The 20,195-nt window shown below is 36.6% G+C and carries 18 protein-coding genes; 17 read left to right on the top strand and 1 reads right to left on the bottom strand.

Annotated features, from left to right (window positions below):
• Positions 1-24: 24 nt before the first annotated feature.
• From AC3B7A_RS01960 to AC3B7A_RS01900, 13 genes are all read left to right on the top strand, one after another.
• On the top strand, positions 25-516 hold the full coding sequence (locus AC3B7A_RS01960; protein ID WP_489756076.1) for a QueT transporter family protein: 492 nt from the start codon (positions 25-27) through the stop codon (positions 514-516).
• Complete coding sequence (locus AC3B7A_RS01955) at positions 513-737, top strand: DUF2829 domain-containing protein (RefSeq protein ID WP_489756075.1); 225 nt, start codon at positions 513-515, stop codon at positions 735-737. The genes AC3B7A_RS01960 and AC3B7A_RS01955 overlap by 4 nt, the downstream gene beginning before the upstream one ends.
• Positions 734-1,471 (top strand): 3-oxoacyl-ACP reductase, encoded by a 738-nt coding sequence (locus AC3B7A_RS01950; RefSeq protein ID WP_489756074.1) that lies wholly within the window; start codon positions 734-736, stop codon positions 1,469-1,471. The genes AC3B7A_RS01955 and AC3B7A_RS01950 overlap by 4 nt, the downstream gene beginning before the upstream one ends.
• Positions 1,472-1,496: 25 nt before the next feature.
• The gene (locus AC3B7A_RS01945) at positions 1,497-3,743 is read left to right on the top strand and encodes an FtsK/SpoIIIE family DNA translocase (RefSeq protein ID WP_489756073.1); all 2,247 of its coding nucleotides are present in this window, start codon (positions 1,497-1,499) and stop codon (positions 3,741-3,743) included.
• Positions 3,736-4,995: a M16 family metallopeptidase gene (locus AC3B7A_RS01940; protein ID WP_489756072.1), complete on the top strand. Its 1,260-nt coding sequence runs from the start codon at positions 3,736-3,738 to the stop codon at positions 4,993-4,995. The genes AC3B7A_RS01945 and AC3B7A_RS01940 overlap by 8 nt, the downstream gene beginning before the upstream one ends.
• Complete coding sequence (yfmH, locus tag AC3B7A_RS01935) at positions 4,995-6,263, top strand: EF-P 5-aminopentanol modification-associated protein YfmH (protein ID WP_489756071.1); 1,269 nt, start codon at positions 4,995-4,997, stop codon at positions 6,261-6,263. Before AC3B7A_RS01940 ends, yfmH begins: the two co-directional genes overlap by 1 nt.
• A complete protein-coding gene (ymfI, locus tag AC3B7A_RS01930) occupies positions 6,264-6,989 on the top strand; it encodes an elongation factor P 5-aminopentanone reductase (RefSeq protein ID WP_489756070.1) in 726 nt (241 codons plus the stop codon).
• 39 nt (positions 6,990-7,028) lie between these two features.
• A complete protein-coding gene (locus tag AC3B7A_RS01925) occupies positions 7,029-7,868 on the top strand; it encodes a helix-turn-helix domain-containing protein (RefSeq protein WP_489756069.1) in 840 nt (279 codons plus the stop codon).
• A gap of 7 nt (positions 7,869-7,875) precedes the next feature.
• Complete coding sequence (gene pgsA / locus AC3B7A_RS01920; RefSeq protein WP_489756068.1) at positions 7,876-8,457, top strand: CDP-diacylglycerol--glycerol-3-phosphate 3-phosphatidyltransferase; 582 nt, start codon at positions 7,876-7,878, stop codon at positions 8,455-8,457.
• 192 nt (positions 8,458-8,649) lie between these two features.
• Positions 8,650-9,180, top strand: a complete 531-nt coding sequence (locus AC3B7A_RS01915; RefSeq protein WP_489756067.1) for a nicotinamide-nucleotide amidohydrolase family protein — start codon at positions 8,650-8,652, stop codon at positions 9,178-9,180.
• Positions 9,181-9,223: 43 nt separating this feature from the next.
• Complete coding sequence (recA, locus tag AC3B7A_RS01910; protein WP_489756066.1) at positions 9,224-10,366, top strand: recombinase RecA; 1,143 nt, start codon at positions 9,224-9,226, stop codon at positions 10,364-10,366.
• A gap of 1,201 nt (positions 10,367-11,567) precedes the next feature.
• Entirely contained in the window at positions 11,568-13,130 is a 1,563-nt protein-coding gene (gene rny, locus AC3B7A_RS01905) for a ribonuclease Y (protein ID WP_489756065.1), read from the top strand.
• Positions 13,131-13,232: 102 nt separating this feature from the next.
• On the top strand, positions 13,233-14,333 hold the full coding sequence (locus AC3B7A_RS01900) for a glycosyltransferase family 4 protein (RefSeq protein WP_489756064.1): 1,101 nt from the start codon (positions 13,233-13,235) through the stop codon (positions 14,331-14,333).
• Between the two features lie 19 nt (positions 14,334-14,352).
• Here AC3B7A_RS01900 and AC3B7A_RS01895 read toward each other — a convergent pair whose 3' ends face one another.
• On the bottom strand, positions 14,353-14,985 hold the full coding sequence (locus tag AC3B7A_RS01895; RefSeq protein WP_489756063.1) for a YigZ family protein: 633 nt from the start codon (positions 14,983-14,985) through the stop codon (positions 14,353-14,355).
• Between the two features lie 47 nt (positions 14,986-15,032).
• Between AC3B7A_RS01895 and AC3B7A_RS01890 the strand changes: the two genes are divergently transcribed.
• The 4 genes from AC3B7A_RS01890 (at position 15,033) to secA (ending at position 20,139) form a co-directional block, all read left to right on the top strand.
• Positions 15,033-16,313 (top strand): DEAD/DEAH box helicase family protein, encoded by a 1,281-nt coding sequence (locus AC3B7A_RS01890; RefSeq protein ID WP_489756062.1) that lies wholly within the window; start codon positions 15,033-15,035, stop codon positions 16,311-16,313.
• Between the two features lie 28 nt (positions 16,314-16,341).
• Entirely contained in the window at positions 16,342-16,989 is a 648-nt protein-coding gene (locus tag AC3B7A_RS01885; protein WP_489756061.1) for a ComF family protein, read from the top strand.
• Between the two features lie 81 nt (positions 16,990-17,070).
• Positions 17,071-17,619 carry a ribosome hibernation-promoting factor, HPF/YfiA family gene (gene hpf / locus AC3B7A_RS01880; RefSeq protein WP_489756060.1) on the top strand — a complete coding sequence of 183 codons (549 nt, stop codon included), beginning with the start codon at positions 17,071-17,073 and terminating at the stop codon, positions 17,617-17,619.
• Positions 17,620-17,775: 156 nt separating this feature from the next.
• Positions 17,776-20,139, top strand: a complete 2,364-nt coding sequence (secA, locus tag AC3B7A_RS01875; RefSeq protein ID WP_489756059.1) for a preprotein translocase subunit SecA — start codon at positions 17,776-17,778, stop codon at positions 20,137-20,139.
• The last annotated feature ends 56 nt before the right edge of the window (positions 20,140-20,195 follow it).

Genomic DNA, 20,195 nt, shown 5'->3' with positions numbered 1-20,195 from the left:
AAAAAAAACTAAGGATGAAGAAAAATGAATAAATTAAAAGATTGGACGTTTCCCGGAATTGCTGCTGGATTATACGTGGTAATTTCTTTGGTCTTAGCACCATGGAGTTTTGGCGCGGTTCAAATTCGCTTAGCTGAATTGTTTAATCATTTAGCCGCTTTTAACAAACGGTACATTTTGGCTTTAACAATTGGTTGTGCTATAACAAATATGTTTTCACCGTTGGGAATTATTGATATTTTTTTTGGCACGGCTGGGACCTTTTTAGGAACTAGTTTAACTTGGTATTTTGGTCACCGCGTGCAAAATAAAGGGTTTAAATATTTGTTGGCAACGCTGATGCAAATCCCTGGAACGGCGTTAGTGGCCTTAGAATTACACTTAGTTAGTCAGGCACCTTTTTGGCTAACTTGGGGAAGTGTTGCAATTGGGGAAATTATTTCGATGATTTTAGGTGCGCTCATTATTAATTTATTAACTTTACGAATTGATTTTAATAAAGGAGAAATTAAATGACATTTGAACAAGCTTTGACCGCTTTAAAGCAGGGACAAAAAGTGATTCGTCAAAATTGGCAGGGAAGTGAGGAATATATCTTTTTAGCTGTCAATCCCACTTATCAAGGAGAGGCGGTCTCGCCGTATTTTCTGATTAAGACAACAGAAACACCAGCACTATCCGTTTTTCAACCAACGGATTGTGATATTTTAGCTACAGATTGGATGATTGTTTCGTGAGTGCGATTTATCCCGATTTAAAACAAAAAGTTGCTTTAGTATCAGGCTGTGCTAGTGGGATTGGCCAAAGTCAATGTCAACTCTTATTGGCCCAAGGTTGTCAGGTGATCGGCCTGGATCAAGCAGTACCGGACTTTACTGATCGTAATTTCCAGTTTGAACAAATAGATGTCACGCAAGTTTCTGAATTACAAAAGCTATTAACCACTTTGCCAGTATTGGATATTGTGTGTAATACCGCGGGAATTTTAGACCAATATGCGCCCTCGTTACAGACTTCATTAACTTTATGGCAGCAGGTTTTAACAACTAATTTACAAAGTATGTATTTGATTTGCAACGCGGTAATTGCACAAAACTTAGCGCATCAACGGCCATTATCAATTATTAATATGGCTTCTATTGCTGGTTTGATGGCTAGTGGTGGAGGAGCAGCCTATACCACTAGTAAACATGCGATCATTGGTTATACCAAGCAATTGAATTTTGATTACGGTCGTTTTCAAATTCGTGCCAATTGTATTGCTCCCGGCGCGGTACAAACAGCGATGACGGCTAGTGATTTTGCTGACGAAACAGCGCAAAAAGTGGCGGCTCAAACGGTTATTGGCCGTTACGCTCAGCCCCAAGAAATTGCAGAGTTGACCTTATTCTTAGCTAGTTGTGCTTCCAAATATATTTACGGAGCAACAATCCCGATTGATGGTGGTTTTTCTTTAGGTAAACAAATCTAAAGTTAATCAAAAGAAAGGAGTACTTATGGCACAAAAAAGAAGCTCTAAAACTCGCTCTAAACAGACCAAAAAAACTAAGTCAAAAAATAATGATCATGTGCTTAATTTGGTGGGGTTGGTCCTAGTTTTAATTTCTGTTTTAGCTGATTTTAAATTAGGATTAGTAGGGCGTTTTTTAGCCAACTTGTATCGAATGATAGTAGGTAATGGCTTCCAAATTGCTGCAGTATTGTTGACCATCTTGGGTTTGAGCATGTTTATTTTGGGGAAAATTCCGCGTTTAGGTTGGAAACGACTGTGGGGAATTATTTTTTTGAGTTGTGGTTTATTGACGTTAATGCACGCTGCACTATTTAAACAGCTACAATTAAGCAGTGATTTTTCTAGAATAACTTGGCGAATTTTAAAAGAAGATTTTGCGGTCAATCAAGTAGCAACGAGTGTTGGTGGCGGCATGCTGGGCGCTTGGTTACTAACGATTTTAGAAACTTTATTTTCAGCGGTAGGGGCCTATTTGTTGTCTGACGTACTAGTTATTAGTGGTTGCTTAATGATTTTTAATGTACAATTTGCACAAGTAGTTTTAGTGGCCCAAAAAGTAGTGCAATTTTTTGTTTGGTTGGGTAATTACTTAAAAGATGCCTATCAACAGCAGCCTGTCAAACAGACAGCTAAAAAAACTGTCAAACAACTTAAAATAATGCAAGAATCAACAAAACCAGAACAACCAGTGACCAAAAAGCCAGAAGAAGATGATTTTCAAATTGAGACGCCACAACCGCCCAAAGCACCAGCAGAAATTGACCCGCCGGTTATTAGTGCATCCTTAAATGATGATTATCAATTGCCCAGTACTTCACTTTTAAAGCAGATACCACCGACTGATCAATCTCCTGAATACGAACTGATTGAACAAAATCGAAAAAAATTAAAGCAAACTTTGGCGAGTTTTGGAGTGGAAGTTGAAGTCAAAAAAGCCACTTTGGGACCAACCGTTACCAAGTATGAAATTCAACCAGCAGTGGGGGTTAAAGTTAGTAAAATTGTTAATTTGGCAGATGATTTAGCCTTAGCTTTAGCGGCTAAAGATTTGCGAATTGAAGCTCCCATCCCTGGTAAACCCTACATTGGCATTGAAGTACCTAATCAGCATCCATCAATGGTTAGCTTTCGCGAGATTATTGAAAATCAACCGCCACATCCCAAGGCCAGTTTAATGGTACCGTTAGGTAAGGATGTCTATGGGCAAATTGCCATGTGTGACTTAGCACAATTACCACATTTATTAATTGCTGGCTCAACCGGAAGTGGAAAATCCGTTGCTATTAATACCATTATTACTGGTTTATTAATGCAAGCTCGTCCGCAAGAAGTTAAAATGATTTTGATTGATCCGAAAATGGTCGAACTCAGTATGTATAATGGCATTCCACATTTGTTAATCCCGGTGGTTACTGATGCCAAAAAGGCTAATAGTGCCCTGCAAAAAGCAGTTCAAGAAATGGAACGTCGCTATCAATTATTTGAAAAAACCGGTTATCGTAAAATTGAAGAATATAATCAGGCAGTAGAACAAAATAATCAAGATCAACAACAACCTGTCAAAGCTAAACTACCCTACATTATTATTGTGGTTGATGAATTGTCAGATTTAATGATGGTTGCGGGACGGGAAGTAGAAAATTCTATCGTGCGTTTGGCTCAAAAAGCGCGAGCAGCAGGTATGCATCTAATTTTAGCTACTCAACGTCCTTCAGTGGATGTTATTACTGGTTTGATTAAGGCTAATATTCCTTCACGAATGGCCTTTGCAGTATCCAGTAACATTGATTCACGGACAATTTTAGATTCACCCGGTGCCGAAAAGTTATTAGGCCGTGGTGATATGTTATTTGCGCCAATTGGGCAAGCCAAGCCAACGCGGATTCAAGGGGCTTATGTTTCAACTAGTGAGGTTGAAAAAGTCGTGGCTTTTGTTAAACAACAACAAAGTGCTAACTATGATGAACAATTGTTGCCGAGTGATGCTAAAACTGCACCGAGTCAACAAGTTGATGATGAATATTGGCAAGCGGCGGTTGAATTAGTGGCACGCGAACAAAAGGCTAGTGTTTCGATGTTACAGCGTCGGTTTCAAATTGGTTATAATCGCGCTGCCCGTCTAGTTGATGCGATGGAAGCCAGAGGAATTGTTGGTCCAGCTCAAGGTTCCAAGTCACGGAAAGTTTTAATTGAGCGACCAGAAATTGAGGATATTAGAAAAAATGATTGAACCCAAAATGATCCAAGTACAATCTGGAGTTGAATTATGGTGGTGGCCCATTGATAAATTTCAAGTTTTTCGGTGTGAATTTAATTTTATTGCGCCCCAACGGCGTTCTTTGACCACTACGCGACATTTATTAGCTAATTTATTGCAACGTTCCAGCCAGCATTATCCAACACAAGCTAAATTAGCAGAACAGTTAGCCTTACTATATGGTGCTGAAATTAATGGGCGCACGACGATTTTTCAAAATTTAAATATTTTGTCATTGTCTTTAACGGCACCCAAAGCTTTTCAAACGAAAGCACTTTTTGAACCAGCGTTAGCTTTATTACTAGATTTAATTGCGGCTCCTAATTTAGATGCGCAACAACAATCATTTGCCACTACCGCTTTTGCACAGGAAACAATTAATTTAGCTAACTTATATCAATCTTTACAGGATAATTATGAGTTGCGGACTAGATTAGCACTGAAACAATTATTGGCACCAAGTAATTTGCAAATACCAGCTTTTGGGTCGTCACAACAATTGCAACAAATCACGGCGAGCCAAGTGGCCAAACAATATTTTGAATTAACGCAACATGAACGTTTAATTATTACTTTAGTAGGGATGCCGCCAGAGAAATTGTTAACTAATTGGCTCCAGCAATTGAATTTTTTAGGTACTGACCGGGAAAATGACCAGCTAGATACTGCTAGTTTAATTAAAATTAGTGAACAGCCACCAATTGTTCAAAAACATGAAGCCATTCAGCAAAGTCAAGTGGCGGTAGCATATCAGGGACCTGACAATTTTTCTGCTGCAGTTTGGCAAGTCCTGAACATGATGCTTGGCGGTGATGATCAGTCGTTACTTTTTCAAAATGTTCGTGAAAAAAATGGTTTAGCTTATTCAATTTATAGTTCAGTTAATGTTTTAGAGCGAATTGTAACCATTCAAGCTGGAGTTTCGGCAGCACAAATTGACCAATTAATTCACTTACTCGAACAGCAAATTGAGCAATTAAGCAGTCAAGACAATGAACAATTATTACAACATGCCAAAGTAGCATTAATTACACAGCGGTTAATTGATTCTGATAGTATTGTTCGGCAAACGGATCGTTTGTTAATGAAGGCTTTAAATGAGCGGATTATCTGGTCTGATCAACAATATCAGCAGCTGATTTTGGCCGTCAAAATCAGTGACGTTCAACAACTAGCTCGTAATTTGAAATTAGCAGCACAATACCAACTAATAGGTGATAACTAATGAGTCTTCTAAACATTCAAACCATTAATAATCCATTACAGTTACCGATTAAGGCCATTCTTAAGCCAGACTTTAATCAAACTTACGCTTTGGCGATGGTCGATTTTGGTTCTATTGATTCAAAAATTAACGCGCAACAAACTAGTGTTGCTGGTACGGCTCATTTTTTGGAGCATAAGTTATTTGCAAAACCAGGATTTGATAGTGCACAGGCTTTTGCCAAGTTTGGTGCTAGTTCCAACGCTTTTACTAGTTATACTAAAACTGCTTATCTCTTTCAAACTGTCGACCACGTGGCGGAGAATTTAGGAGTTTTGTTAGACTTGATTAGTCGGCCTTATTTTACCGAAGAAAATATTTTCCAGGAACAAAAAATTATTGCCCAAGAAATTCAAATGTATGCTGACAATCCCGATTGGCTGTTGGAGCAAACCACTTTGAAAAATTTGTATCCACAAGATCCCATTGCTGCTGATATTGCTGGAAGTTTGGCTTCAATTGCACAGATTCACGCTACTAATCTCTTAGCTGCCTATCAAAAATATTATGTTCCTAAAAATATGCAAATCTATTTAGCTGGAGCACTTGATCCAGTGCAATTAGAAACGGAACTAACTAACATTTTTACTACGTATTCGGCGATTCAAGATTTTGCGCACCGTTTGGCCAAACCAACTTTGAGAATGCAACCCCAGTGGCTCCCCGTTCAAAATGAGCAAAAAGTTACTTTTAAAACACAGCGACCTCGAATAATGCTGGGTTTTAGAATTGCTACCGATCAATATGATTTACCCCAGATGATTATTTTACAAAATCAATTGGAATTATTGCTAGAATTAATTTTAGGAGAAACTTCACAGTGGCGTCAACAATTACAGCAACAACAACTAATTGATGATAGTTTTGGTTATAGTGTAATTGTTGAACGACAGTACGCTTTTATTTTAATTAGCGCACAAACTGCTCAGCCACAAATTTTAGCAGAACAACTTCAAACTTATTTACTAAACCAAGAATTTATGTCAGAATTAACGCAGAAAGCACTAAAAGTCGTTCAAACGGATAGTTTAGGCAGTTATTTATTTGCGGGAGACTATATGGAAAACTTAGCCACGGAATCAGCGGAGTTAGCGTTTTATGGATTGAATTATGATCAAATGTTGCCCTTAATTAATCAAATTTCTGTAACAGCTTTAAAAAATTTAGTTCCACAAGTTTTTCAATTTAGCAATTCCACAATTACTTATTTATTACCGGAGATGAATTAAATGAAGTGGGCCTTGGTTTTAGGCGCTAGTGGTGGCATTGGTCAGGCAATTGTTGAAGATTTGGCGCAAGCTGGATGGTCATTATATCTGCAAGGTAATCAACAAATTAAACAATTACAAGAACAACAAGTGATTTTGAATCAAAAATTTCCTAAACAAGATTTTTTTATTTTACCAGCAGACTTCAATAAGCTTGAAAATACAGCACAAATAGTTGATAATATCTTTAGCTTAGATGCAATAATTGCGGCACAAGGAATTACCAATTATCAGTTATTTGACCAAGTTAGTTTGGCAAAAATGCAAGAGATATTGCAAGTTAATGTTGTTTTTCCATTACGGTTAATTCAACAATTACAGTCCAAGTTAGCACAAAGTGGTAATGGCAGAATTATTTTATTTGGTTCTGTTTATGGTGCTCAAGGCAGTGCTTTAGAAGTTATGTATAGTACAACTAAAGGTGCTTTATCAGCTTTTGCTAGGGCGTATGCCCAAGAGGTTGCTAGCTTAGGAATAACAGTGAATGTCATAGCTCCGGGGGCAGTTCAAACTCCAATGAATCAAATGTTAACACCGGAGACCAAAGAACAATTGATTACTGATATTCCAATGGGACGTATGGCTCAACCACAGGATTTGAGTTATTGGGTACAGACACTTTTATCACCCAAAGCACAATATTTAACTGGTCAAACGTTGTATGTAACTGGTGGTTGGCTAAAATAAGATAAGATTTCAAATTTAAATAATAATGGTGGTTTAGTAATGAGTGACTTAGGTAATAAATTACGCGATGCTCGGTTAGAAAAAGGCTATACAATTGATGATCTGCAAAAAATTACAAAAATTCAAAAACGGTATTTGACGGCGATTGAAGAAGGTAATTTTGATCAATTACCGGGAGATTTTTATGTTCGAGCTTTTGTAAAGCAGTATGCTGATAGTGTGGGATTAGATAGTCAAGAATTAATTCAAGAATATCAAGCAGAAATTCCAAAAGTTCAGCCTGAAGAACAACCGACTCAACAACCAACAGTTAAAAAAGAATCTCTAGCCCTGAATTTAAAAAGACACTGGCCACAATTAATGATTTTAACTGTGGTTTTGATAATTGTAATTTTAATTTGCTTGGTGGTTGCAAAAGTTCATCAACAAAACTCTAATCCGATTCCCACATCAAATCAAAAAGTAGAACAAACAACTGATACTCATAAAAAATCTAAGCCTAAAAAAGCTACTGTTAAGAAAAAGCATCCTGCTGCTAATAAGAAGGAAACTGACAATTTAACTATTAAGGCTAATGATAATACCGTTGATCATTTTGACATTCACAATTGGTCTCAGCAAAATCAACACCAAGTGAAGATACAAACGACTTCTGCCCAGGCTTGGATTTCTGTTCGGGCTAATAATCAAACAATTTGGCAAGGAGCTTTAAATCCTAATTCAGAAAGAAGTGTTCAGTTGGATAGCAATTTGAAACAATTTCAAGTGCAGACGGGCAATGCTTTAGTAACCAAGGTTTCTATTAATGATCAAACTGTCCCAATTCCCGCTAACCAGACCGGAACAGTGCACACTTATACAATGGAAATTAAGGAGTAGATATAACATGAACTTACCCAATAAATTAACGTCATTGCGGATTGTTTTAATCCCAGTGTTTATGATTTTTATGTCCATCAATTTTAATTTGGGACAACTGAATTTTTTAGGAGCTAATATTACTTGGGAAGCTTTAATTGCAACAATTATCTTTGTTTTTGCTTCAATTACAGATTTAGCAGATGGTAAAATTGCGCGCAAACACCATTTGGTAACGAATTTTGGCAAGTATATGGATCCACTGGCTGATAAAATGCTGGTATTAACCGCTTTTGTTTATTTAGCAGCTAATCATCAAGCTCCCGCTTGGATAGTAGCCATTATTGCTTGCCGGGAGTTATTAATCACTACATTGCGGCTCTTGATTGTTGAACAGGGGGGATCAGTGATGGCAGCACAAATGCCTGGCAAAATTAAGACCACAACGCAAATGTTAGCCATTGTATTCTTATTGTTAAAAGATCCAATTTTTGCTTATTGGCATGTTCCGTTTGGTTTAGTTATGCTTTATATTTGTTTGATTTTTACGGTTTATTCAGCTTGGGATTACTTGTGGCAGAATCGCCAATTTTATACAGATTTTAAATAAAGTTTATTTACTACGTCCCATAATTTTAGGGGCGTTTTTACTACTTTGAAAATTATTTCGTGTTTAATTTTGTAATTAAAGTATGATAGATTGAATCTGAAAAAACTGAAATAATGCTAAGTTAATTTTTAGTTCAATGCTTAATTTAGAAATTATTTGAAGCGGTAAAATTGCTTGACGAGGGGGATTTTTATGACTGATATGGTGACGGATTTTTGGAATAAGCAAGGTAACCCAACCCAGTTTGATTGGGCAAATTATCAAGATTTAATTGTGCAGGTTGTTCATCAACTGCAACAAAAGCAGCGAACTATTACTGCTGCTGAAAGTTTAAGTGCAGGTTTATTTCAAGCTACTTTAGCGCAGGTGCCTGGAGCTTCGCAAATCTTTGCAGGCGGTTTTGTAACTTATTCATTGGCAATGAAAGCAAAACTATTAGCAATTGATCACCAATTATTAGAAAAATTTGGCGTAGTTAGTTCTTGGACAGCACAGCAGATGGCTCAACAAAGTGCTGAGATTATTGGCAGTGATTTTGGTGTTGGTTTGACCGGGGTGGCTGGACCTGATAACTTGGAAGGACAAATTCCGGGGACAGTTTTTATTGGGATTAAGACACCGACTTTGGTGAAAGCACAGAAATTTAATTTTCAAGGTTCACGCCAAATTATTCGCCAGAAAAGTGTTGTTGCAGCTTTTATTATGGTCAACGATCAGTTATAATTATTAGTGAGTAGAACAAGTGTTCGATATGGAGGTATTTTAGGTGGCTAAAGATAACAAAGACGAAAAAGAAGGTCGCAAAGAAGCCCTTAATAAAGCACTGAAAAAAATTGAAAAAGATTTTGGTAAGGGTGCAATTATGCGTTTGGGAGAAAGTCCGCAAACCCAGATTTCTTCTGTTTCCAGTGGTTCGTTGGCGTTAGATAATGCTTTAGGGATTGGTGGTTATCCGCGCGGCCGAATTGTTGAAATATATGGTCCCGAAAGCTCAGGAAAAACTACAGTTGCTTTACATGCTGTCGCTGAAGTCCAAAAAAATGGTGGCACTGCCGCTTATATTGATGCTGAAAACGCAATGGATCCAGAATATGCAAAAGCTTTAGGGGTTGACATTGATAATTTACTTTTATCACAGCCAGATACTGGTGAACAAGGACTAGAAATTGCTGATGCGTTGATTAAAAGTGGAGCCATTGACATTTTAGTAATTGATTCAGTAGCTGCATTAGTTCCGCGTGCTGAAATTGATGGTGAGATGGGGGACTCACATGTTGGTTTGCAAGCGCGGATGATGTCACAGGCTTTGCGAAAATTGTCGGGGAATATTAATAAGACCAAAACAATTGCTTTATTTATCAACCAGATTCGTGAAAAAGTAGGTGTGATGTTTGGAAATCCCGAAACCACACCTGGTGGTCGTGCTTTGAAATTTTATGCTACTGTTCGGTTAGAAGTTCGGCGTTCCGAACAAATTAAGGATGGCTCTGATGTAATCGGTAATAAAGTTAAGATTAAAGTGGTTAAGAATAAAGTTGCGCCACCGTTTAAGTTGGCTATAGTTGATATCATGTATGGTCACGGAATTTCTCAGACTGGTGAAATTTTAGACATGGCTGTTGATAAAGAACTAGTTAATAAGAGCGGTTCTTGGTACTCTTATCAAAATGAGCGGATTGGTCAAGGACGTGAAAATGCTAAAGGATATTTGGATGAACATCCTGATATGAAAGCAGAAGTTAAGCAAAAAGTGCGGCAAGCTTATGGAATGGATGCCAGTGCTAAATCTGACAGTGAAGTTACCGATGGTAAAGAAAAAAAATCTAATAATGCTAACACTGTTAAAGAAAATTCCAATGCTAATAATAAAGCTGTCGTAAAAACTGATTTAGATTTAACAGATAAATAATGTTTGTAACTGTATTTGCCAACTGGATGAGATATTGAGCCGGTTGGTTTTTTAATTACTTAATTTTTTAATTAGATTAAGTAAACATTCGTTGACAGTTTGCACAATAAACAATAATATTAATATGTACCTGATTTTTGAAAACGAGCAAGGAAACACGTCCTTTTAAGGACGTGATGAATTGCTTATAAACTTAAATGTGTTAACATTTAAGTTGGAACTTGAAAACCAAGAGTTCTAATAGTAATAAAAAATTAGGCTTGGGACAAGCCTTGGTAAGATAAAGTGGTCACTATCCAGTTTGTATTATAAAGATTAGACAAACTACTTGTCCCCAGAAGCTCGGTACATCAGTACCGACGTAGTTCACAAAGTAATCTATTTCAAGTGAAATCAATTTTAGAATTTAAAAACAATTATTGTGTGTCGGCTACTCTTAAATTTATTGCTATTGTTGTTTACTAGAAATGAAAGTGAACAAGAAGAGCTAAGATAAAAGTCGTTTAACAGTTGAACATTGTTCAGATTAAATTTCCAAGTTGGAATTTGATTTACAAGATTTAATTTTGTTAAGTTAGATTGCTATCTTTTGAAACGTAATTTAAGAGGCTATGATAATAAACATTGAAAAGCTTAGTGCCAAGTTAGATGCCAGCTTTTACTTCTTGAACGTATTAATGAATTAATGTTCGTGTAACTATAGATGAAATATGAGTGTTAGTTTGATTGTCCCAGTCGCGTGAATTGCTTCTGATGGAGGACTAGAAAACTATGAATTCTTATCGTAAAGAAGTCTTGATTTGTAAGCAGCTTGATCAAATAAAAAATTTCTTTAAAGGTGTTGAAAAATCGTTTACGGATGTCAATATTATTAGTTTGAATAAGATAAAACTGGAACATTGACTTTTGAAACGCAATAATTAATTAATGTTCGTTTAATTGGCGATAGAATACGAACTTTAATCTTATTGTCCTAATCTATTTTCAGAATATCAGTACTTTGGTGTTGATGTAGTTTATGACATATTAACTTTTGTTGGAAAATGATTTCAGATTCAATTGATTGCTTTATAAAGGTATCAATAAAATAAAAAGTTGTTGGAATAAGGGTTCTTGTTCAATTGAAAGCAAGTTTTTAAATTTTTTGAATTAATCATCTTTATTTCAACATCAAAGTCATTAGTGTGGCTGGAGGGATTTTATGGTTATTTTTACAACCCTAATAGTCGCGCTGGGGTTATTAATTATTGGTACTGTAGTTGGTTTTTTGGTTAGAAAAAATGTCTACGAAAAAAGTTTAAAGCAAGCAGGGCAATCAGCAGGACAAATCATAGCTGATGCTAAAAAAACTGCGAAAGCTGCTAAAAAAGAGGCATTAGTCGAAGCACGTGAGGAAAGTCACAAATATCGTCAAGAACAAGAAGATGATTTACGTGATCGCCGAAAAGAGTTACAACGGCAAGAAAATCGCATGTTGCAGCGAGAGGAAACTTTGGATCGAAAGGATAATTCGCTGGATCAACGTGAACATTCCTTAGAAAAGCGTGAACAAAAGATTGATACTACAGAACAACAATTAGAACAACAGACTAAAGATGTTTCTTCTACCTTAACTCAGCAACAAACTAAATTAGAAGAAATTGCAGCCATGACTCATGAGCAGGCTCGTGATTATCTTTTAAAGCAAGTTGACGAACATTTAGTTCAAGAAAAAGCACGTTTAATTCGCAGTAGTGAAGAATCAGCTAAGCAAGATGCCAATAAGTGTGCGAAACAAATTATTGTAGATGCTATTCAGCAAAGTGCTGCTGATACTGTTTCGGAAACGACTGTTACGACAGTATCTCTTCCAAATGAAGAAATGAAAGGGCGGATTATTGGCCGTGAGGGTCGCAATATTCGCACCTTAGAGTCGTTAACAGGTATTGATGTGATTATTGATGACACACCACAAGCAGTGGCTCTGAGTGGATTTGATCCCATTCGGCGTGAGATTGCTCGACTATCTTTAGAGAAATTAATTTCAGATGGTCGAATTCATCCCGCTCGAATTGAGGAAATGGTTGATAAATCTCGCAAGGAAATGGATACTAGAATTCGCGAATTAGGTGAGCAAACTGTGTATGATTTAGGCATTCATAGCATAAATCCTGATCTAATTAAGATTATTGGTCGTTTGAATTTTCGGACTAGCTATGGACAAAATGTTCTCAATCATTCAATTGAGGTATCAAAATTAGCAGGAACAATGGCAGCTGAATTAGGTGAAGATGAAACTTTAGCGCGACGAGCAGGATTATTACATGATATTGGTAAGGCATTAGATCATGAGATTGAAGGATCACATGTGGAAATTGGTGTTGACATTACGACGAAGTACAAAGAACCTAAAGTAGTGATTAACACAATTGCTTCTCATCATGGTGATGTAGAACCACAATCAATGATCGCGGTCTTGGTGGCAGCAGCAGATGCAATTTCTGCTGCACGTCCAGGAGCCCGTTCAGAATCAATGGAGAATTATATCCATCGGTTAGAAAAATTAGAAGATATAGCTGATAGTTATGATGGCGTTGATCATAGTTATGCAATCCAAGCCGGACGTGAAATTCGGATTATGGTTAAGCCTGAACAAATTTCTGATAATCAAGCAACGATTTTATCACGCAAAATTCGCAATAAAATTGAAAAAGAATTAGAATATCCGGGACATATTAAAGTAACGGTCATTCGAGAAACTCGTAAAATTGCTTATGCTAAATAAGGCATAAGCTTTTTTTAAGGAAAAAATTCACTAATAAAAGTTGTATTCAAGTTGAGCAACTATTATAATTTCCTTTGTATGTGAAAGGGGTAGCTACCAACTATGTTGAGTGTGATTGTAAAATTAGTTTTAACAATGATTATTGCAGCAGTAATCACTCCTTTTGTGCGTAAATTGGCTTTGGTATTAGGTGCAGTTGATAATCCTAATGCGCGCAGAATTAATAAAAAACCAATGCCGACGGTCGGCGGATTAGCTATTTTTCTGGCTTTTAATTTTTCGACCTTTGTTTTATTACGGGCACAATTTCCTACACATGAGTTATTTAGTGTGTTTTTAGCTGAATGTATTATTCTTTTAACGGGATTAATTGATGATATTCGTGAATTAAAACCTATGAAAAAAATGTTTGGTATTTTGATTGCAGCATTGGTAGTTTACTTCTTGGCAGGTATTAAGATGACTTATGTGGTGCTACCTTTTGTGGGATCATTTCAATTGGGGTGGCTCAGTTTACCGGTTACTATTTTTTGGATTTTAGCCATTACGAATGCCGTTAATTTGATAGATGGATTAGATGGTTTAGCTACTGGTGTTTCCATCATCGCATTATTTACGATGGGAGTTATTGGCTATTTCTTTTCTACAATTGGCAATACTTACATTACCATTTGGATTTTTGCCATGGTGGCCTCATTAATGGGCTTTTTACCGCATAATTTTCACCCAGCTAAGATTTTTTTAGGTGATACTGGTGCTTTATTTATTGGTTTTATGATTTCAGTTTTTTCGCTAAAGGGTTTGAAAAATGTAACGTTTATTTCCTTAGTGATTCCCATTGTCATTCTAGGAGTACCAATTAGTGATACCGTATATGCGATGCTCAGACGCTTTTTAAATAATAAGCCAATTTCTCAGGCTGATCGCCATCACTTACATCACCGTTTGATGCAGTTAGGATTAAGCCATCGGCAAACAGTTTTAGTTATTTATGGGCTATCGTTAGTCTTTTCATTTATTGCTTTGTTGTATCCAGTTTCATCTTTTTGGGGCAGTGTTTTATTAACGATTGCGGTATTAATTGGCCTAGAATTGTTTGTGGAATCCATTGGTTTAGTTGGTGAAAATCGCCAGCCATTATTACATGCTATTCAAAAAATAGTTAAGCGTTTGGAAAAAGATGATTTAAAAAAAGATGATTAATTTTGAATAAAATGATATTTTATTTATTAAAAGGATACGGAACTTCGCGCGGGGCCAAGGGTCCTAATTGACTAGTAACTTGAGCATTAAGTTGGTTGTTAATGGCCGTTAAAAATTGGTCAACTAAATTGTGATCAATGAATAATGTTAGTTGAACCTGGTCAGTGTAACTAGTGTTTGCAATAGTTACAGGTTGCTGGTTTAGCCAGTGCTGGATTTGGTCAAACTGTTTATAGGTTAAAAGAAAAGTAATTTGTTGTTGCTGGACGATTTGAACGCGTCCAGCTTTTTTTATGGCCGCACTAACACTTTTGCGATAAGCCCGAATCAAGCCGCCACTGCCTAATTTAATGCCGCCAAAATAGCGGGTGACAACGGCCATTGTATTTTGTAATTGCAGTGTTTGTAATGTCTCTAACATGGGAACGCCAGCTGTACCATTAGGCTCGCCATCATCGCTAGCATGCTGGTGTAGTCCATCAATGATATAAGCACTGCAGTTATGATTAGCTTTGTTGTGCTTTTTTTTTACACCTAATAAAAAATTTTGCGCATCGGCTTCTGTCTGCACCCGTTTAACCGTGGTAATAAATCTTGATTTTTTAATAATAATTTCGTTTGCGGTTTCTTGTGCTAATGTGATTTTTTTCAAAGAAATTCTCCTTTTTATTGTAATTAATGATTGAGGGGGCGAGTTTGATGGACAATGATCAATTGTCAGGGCGTTTATTAATTGTCGGACCAGATTATCCCAGTGCACGAAAAATACCGGCTTTACGATCAATTGATGCAAAACGATTTTGTTGTCAACGTTGTCAGACAATCAATGATCGTCAAAAATATAGTTTAGCAACCGATATCTATTATTGTCCAGCTTGTTTAGCTTTGGGCCGCTTAACTAATCGTGATTATCTATTAGCAGTACCAGAAAGTAATCATTTTATTACCCCTAAACAACCAATGACTTGGCAGGGCCAATTGACGCCAGCTCAAAATGAAATCGCTCAAAAATTGTGTCAATTAGAGCGACAACAACAAGATCATTTGGTGTGGGCGGTTACAGGTAGTGGAAAAACGGAAATGTTGTTTCCAATGTTATGCCAGGCACTTTTAAAGCGAGAACGGATTGCTTGGGTGGCACCGCGGGTTGATGTCTGTAACGAAATTTTTCCACGCTTACAGCAAGCTTTTAGTCCAGTAGGGATAACTTTACTGCATGGTCAAGGAGCAAATCAGTATTCGTATTCACAATTACTAGTGTGTACCGTGCATCAATTGTTAAAGTTTTATCAGGCGTTTGATCTATTGATCCTTGATGAATGTGATTCTTATCCATATGTCAATGATCCAATGTTACATACGGCTGTTAAAAATTCGTTAAAACCGCAACATACCTTCATCTCGTTAACGGCGACTCCCAGTCATGAATATCAGGTCAAAATTAAAACTGGTCATTTATCTTATAGCGTTTTGAGTCGTCGATTTCATGGTCATGATTTACCAGAGCCCAAATATTGTTTTGTCTTGAAAGATGCAAAACAAAAGTTTAATTGGCAGTTAAGACAGTTACTGCAACGACAAATTCAAAACAAACAACGTTTTTTACTATTTGTTGATAGTATTCATCAAGCTGAATTCCTTTCACAAAAGTTGCACCAACAATTTCCTGACTTACAGCAAACTTATGTCCATGCTAAAGATAATTTTCGGCAAAGTAAGGTTCAAGCTTTTCGTGACGGGCAGTGGCAGGCCTTAGTGACTACAACAGTCTTGGAAAGAGGAGTGACCTTTAATAATATTGATGTGATTGTTTGGCATGCTGATTCCCAACGTTTTACGCAGCAAGCTTTAGTTCAAATTGCTGGACGAGCGGGACGCAGTGCAGAACATAGTGATAATCAAGTTTGGTTTTTTGGGGAACATTATACTAAAAATATTGCGCAAGCTATTCACCAGATTAAGCGTTTAAATCATGCTTAAGCGCTGTTTACTGTGCCAGAGTCCGATTGTGTTTGAATTAACACCATTACAAATTTTAGGATTACAGTTGATTGATCAGCAAAATATTTGTTCACGTTGTCTACAAGAATTTACTTTAATTCAGGCACCATTTTGTCCCAAATGTTTTAAACCGGGATCTAATAAAATTTGTTCTGATTGTCAATTATGGCAACAACTTGGTTATCAAGATTTGAAACATCAAGCCTTATTTAGATATAATGATGCAATGCATGATTATTTTAAACGATATAAGCGTTATGGTGATTATGCATTACGTTTGTGTTTTCAAGATTTATTAAAGAAAAAACTCCATCATTGTCAAGCGCCTGTGATTTATATTCCTAGTTCTCAAGAACATCTACAGCAGCGTCAATTTGACCCAGTAGTCGGTTTATTTCAAGAAGTTGTGTCATTAACACCAGCTTTAGTAAAATTGCCGACTAAGCAGGCGCAAGCGCAAAAAAATCGCTCGGAAAGATTAAGAACACCACAATTTCTAGCTTTTAATTGGGACTATCAATCAATTTTACAAGCAAAACAAATTTTAATTGTTGATGATATTTATACAACTGGTAGAACTATTTTACACGCATATGATTGTTTACGCCAAGCAGGTTTTCAAGGTGAAATTTCTTCATTTTCCTTGGCCAGATAATTGGCTTTTTAGCGGGAAAATAATTATAATGGAGTTGAACCAAATAATTGATCAAATAGATTGATGAAAGGGGTGTTCTTCATGTTAACAATTAATGTTCGTGGGGAAAATATTGAAGTTACAGATGCAATTCGGGATTATATTAATAAACGGTTAAATAATTTAAATAAATATTTTAAAGATGCTGATAATCCCATTGCTCGAGTTAATTTAAAGGTTTATAGTAATAAAACTTCAAAGGTTGAAGTTACTATTCCGTTACCCTATTTGATTTTGCGTGCGGAAAAAACTGATAAAGATATGTATAAGGGCATTGATGATGTTTTTGAAAAGTTGGAACGTCAAATTAGAAAATATAAAACCCGGATTAATCGTAAGTCTCGGGAAAAGGGAATTAAAGACTTTGATTTAACTGGTCCTAGTGATGATGTTGTCGAGGAAACCTCTGATTTACCAATTGTGCGTACAAAACGGGTGTCCTTAAAGCCGATGGATGCGCAAGAAGCAGTTTTACAAATGGATATGTTGGGACATAACTTTTTTGTTTTTGAAGATGCTCAGACTAATGGTACAAGTATTGTTTACAAACGGCATGATGGTCGTTATGGTCTAATTGAAACTGATGAGTAGTACTATCATGTGATTTTAATGTTTGCTTTGATTGGTGGTCGGAATCTGAACTTCCGAGCACCTTTTTCGTTAATTAAGTTAGAGTTTAATTATTGCTATGAAAATGATAAGATATTATAGATGTACCAGATTGAAAGTACAGGAGAGATTTAATAAATGACAAATCCAATTAAAAAATGGGTAGAAAGTGATAAACGTGAAGTCAAGCGTATGGGCAAAATTGCCGATAAGGTTGAAGCTTACGCTGATGAATACGCTAAACTTTCGGATGAAGAATTACAGGCTAAAACGCCCGCTTTTCAAGAGCTTTTAGCCCAGGGAAAAACGACATTAGATGATTTATTACCAGAAGCTTTTGCAACTGCTAGAGAAGCTGCTAAACGGGTTTTGGGGTTATATCCTTTTCGGGTTCAAATAATTGGTGGTATTACTTTACATGAGGGTAATATTGCAGAAATGAAAACTGGTGAAGGTAAGACTTTAACGGCAACATTACCGGTTTATTTAAATGCTTTGACCGGTAAGGGTGTTCATGTTGTTACAGTTAACGAGTATTTGTCGCAACGTGATGCTGAAGAAATGGGACAATTATATAATTGGTTAGGTTTAAGCGTTGGTTTAAACTTAAATTCTAAGGATTCTGAAGAAAAACGTGCGGCTTATAATTGTGATATCACGTATTCGACTAACAGTGAGTTAGGGTTTGATTATTTACGTGATAATATGGTGGTTTATAAAGAACAAATGGTTCAACGCCCTTTGAATTATGCGATTGTCGATGAAGTGGATTCAATTTTAATTGATGAAGCTAGAACGCCCTTGATTATTTCCGGTCAAGCGGAGCAATCAACGGCACTTTATCTACGAGCTGATCGTTTTGTCAAATCATTAAATGAAGCCGATTATAAAATTGATTGGCCAACGAAAACGATTGGTTTAACTGAGAGTGGTATTAAAAAAGGTGAACGAACTTTTGCTTTAAAGAATTTGTATGATATTGATAATACTTTGTTAAATCATCATATTGACCAAGCGTTACGGGCTAACTACATTATGGAACTTGATAAAGATTACGTAGTTGCTGATAAAAAAGTTATGATTGTGGATTCCTTTACCGGTCGGGTAATGGAAGGCCGCCGGTTTTCTGATGGATTACACCAAGCCATTGAAGCTAAAGAAGGTGTGCCTATTCAAGATGAAACTAAAACCATGGCCAATATCACTTATCAAAACTTTTTTAGAATGTATGATAAATTATCCGGAATGACAGGAACCGCAAAAACTGAAGAGGAAGAATTTCGGGAAATTTATAACATGGAAGTTATTACAATTCCAACGAACAAGCCGATTGCTCGAGTGGATTATCCTGATGTTTTGTATCCAACTTTAAAAAATAAGTTTAAAGCAGTTATCGAAGATATCAAAAAACGCCATGCTAAGGGACAACCTTTGTTAGTAGGGACGGTAGCAGTTGAAACTTCCGAATATTTGTCCCAACAATTGACGAAAGCCAATATTCCGCATGCTGTTTTGAATGCTAAAAATCATGCTAAAGAAGCTGAAATTATTTCCCGTGCGGGTCAAAAAGGTGCGGTAACAATCGCTACGAATATGGCTGGGCGGGGAACTGATATTAAATTAGGACCCGGCGTCAAAGAAGTTGGTGGATTATGTGTTATTGGAACTGAACGGCACGAATCACGCAGAATTGACAATCAGTTACGGGGACGTTCTGGTAGACAGGGTGACCCTGGTGAAACGATCTTTTATATGTCTTTAGAAGATGATTTGATGAAGCGATTTGGTTCTGAGCGGATTAAAAACTTTTTGAAGTCAATGAATATTGATGATGACGATGCAATTATTCAAAGTCGAATGATTACGCGTCAAGTTGAATCTGCCCAAAAACGGGTTGAAGGTAATAACTATGATACGCGTAAAAATACGTTACAGTATGATGATGTGATGCGCGAACAACGTGAAGTTATTTATAAACAGCGGATGCAAGTTATTACTGAAGATAATAGTTTAAAAGATGTTTTGTTACCAATGATGCAGCGGACTATTCAAAGTGCCATTGATTCTCGAACTTATGGAGAGCAAAAGGATTGGGATTTAGATGGGATTTATGATTTTGCTATCACCGTTTTGGTCAGTCCTAATCAATTACAGCGCTCAGACTTAGATGGTAAATCGGTTGCTGAATTGAATGAAATGTTTAAAGAATTTGTGCAGGATAATTACCAGCAAAAAGAACAGCAACTTCAAGATCCACAACAAATGTTAGAATTTCAAAAAGTCGTTATTTTACGAGTAGTTGATGAGCATTGGACCAACCACATTGATGAAATGGATCAGTTACGCCAATCAATTGGTTTACGTGGTTATGGACAGATGAATCCTTTGGTGGAATATCAAGAAGAAGGTTTTCGGATGTTTGAAAGCATGGTTGCTGATATTGAATACGATGTAACTCGGTTATTTATGAAAGCAGAAATTCGCCAAAATGCCCAACGTTAAGTCGTTATGTCAAAGTGACAGCTATTAGAAAATATAAGTGGCCGGGACAATTTTGT

The organism is Bombilactobacillus sp. ESL1202 (genome assembly GCF_058107125.1).
This window is presented reverse-complemented; position numbering and strand designations above follow the sequence as displayed.